Source organism: Ruminococcus bromii (assembly GCF_002834225.1).
GTDB lineage: Bacteria > Bacillota > Clostridia > Oscillospirales > Acutalibacteraceae > Ruminococcoides > Ruminococcoides bromii.
Genome location: NZ_NNSR01000035.1, coordinates 1 through 1492, shown reverse-complemented (window position 1 = coordinate 1492; position 1492 = coordinate 1). Strand labels below are relative to the sequence as shown.

The window sequence follows — 1492 nt, the reverse complement described above, 5'->3', positions numbered from 1 at the left end:
TACGCTAACAAGCTGATTCATCATATCGTAACCGTAATGATACTGTAAAACTCCGTCTTTGGTAAAATCTGTAATATTACTATGTGCATCATACTTTTTTGGCGTCAAAGGAGGCTCTTTCGAGCCTCCGTTCAGCAAAATGTTCTACCCTTACAATTTCACTATTTAATTGGTTAACAAATCAACCAACTATTCGTTATAAACAATTTTTTCAATGAATACGACTAATATATCTAATTAAAAAAATCAGAATGAAATTGTGGATTAAGATTATTAAATCCTGAAAGCACATCTGCCAAGCTTATATCTATATTCATGCAAAACAAATTATAAACAGCTACGCCTATTCCACCCAGCAACAAAAAAATGCTAAAATATTTAAAATATCGCACAAAATATTGACTGTAATTTTTAGTTCTACTTAAAGAATTGCTTTTTATTGCAAAATCCATATTTTTATTCTTTAAGATTGAAGACAAATACAATAAACTTTTTGATGTAAAAGAAAATAAGAATAGCGTGCCAATGCTATTTTGAATGCCAAAACTATTAGCAAAACCTAGGAAAGGTAAATTATAAAAAGTATAAAACACTATAAAAAAAGCAAATGTACCAACAGCGTTTGTAATTTTAACACCTTTTATTTTTAAGGAAAAAAGTTCGGATAATAGCACAGCACAAAGAGAAATAATCAAAATAGTAATCGATAATGGAGATATTTCTGTTGTTTTAAATATACACAATAAAAAAACAGCTAACATCCCTAAAAAGAGCGTAATAACATCTATCAAAAGTATTTTTTTATTCATAATTATCCCCATATTTCACAAAATCTATTATATATATAATCTAAATTCCATCCAAAGCCTACAGAACCACCAAATCCAAAATATCCTCCAATTGAAAAGCCCAATTTATGAGATGAACCATAATTTTCATATTCATTGTCAGATCCAATTTCATAGTATTTAGTATCCTGTACTCCAAATAAGTCCCAACCGCATACACCTGCAGAAACTTCCACGCTATCTGTCTCACTAAATGAAAAACCTTGTTCATCAAAATGGACATTTAGAAGTGCATGTTTTCCAACAGCTTCTATTGAAAACACATCAGTTACATTAACACCAAATCCTACTCCAAAGTCTGCGTCAACTTCTAAACTACAAAATATAGCTCCAAAAGAATCTGCCACCTTATTCCAAGTGTTGTAGTCTTGTTTTTTTGTAGAAGGTGTCGTATAAGAACTAATAACGAAACTGTGTGAGGTATTCGAGGGAGCATTTGATCCGTAACCCTTACAAACATTACAAAAACCCGGGACACCCGGAACTGATTCTTTAATCTTCCAAGTATGTCCAATGTATGTCCCTGCCGATGTGTAATTAGGAACTTTGCAGGCGCCTAATGGATCAACATTGAGAACTGGATTATTACCACAATAAGCAAATGTATTAGCATCCAAAATAGAGGTTCCTGATTGGAAATAACC

At 31.8% G+C, this 1492-nt stretch carries 2 protein-coding genes; both read right to left on the bottom strand.

Annotated features, from left to right (window positions below; genetic code table 11):
• Positions 1 to 233 precede the first annotated feature (233 nt).
• The gene (locus RBATCC27255_RS03290; protein ID WP_101028731.1) at positions 234 to 809 is read right to left on the bottom strand and encodes a hypothetical protein; all 576 of its coding nucleotides are present in this window, start codon (positions 807 to 809) and stop codon (positions 234 to 236) included.
• A 2-nt stretch (positions 810 to 811) separates the two neighbouring features.
• Positions 812 to 1492, bottom strand: a 681-nt coding sequence (locus tag RBATCC27255_RS03285; RefSeq protein WP_206602209.1) for an RHS repeat-associated core domain-containing protein, incomplete at its 5' end; no start/stop codon positions are given.

Bases quoted from the DNA above. Each gene is read 5' to 3' on its own strand.
- RBATCC27255_RS03290 (WP_101028731.1), bottom strand. From the start codon at position 809: ATGAATAAAAAAATACTTTTGATAGATGTTATTACGCTCTTTTTAGGG.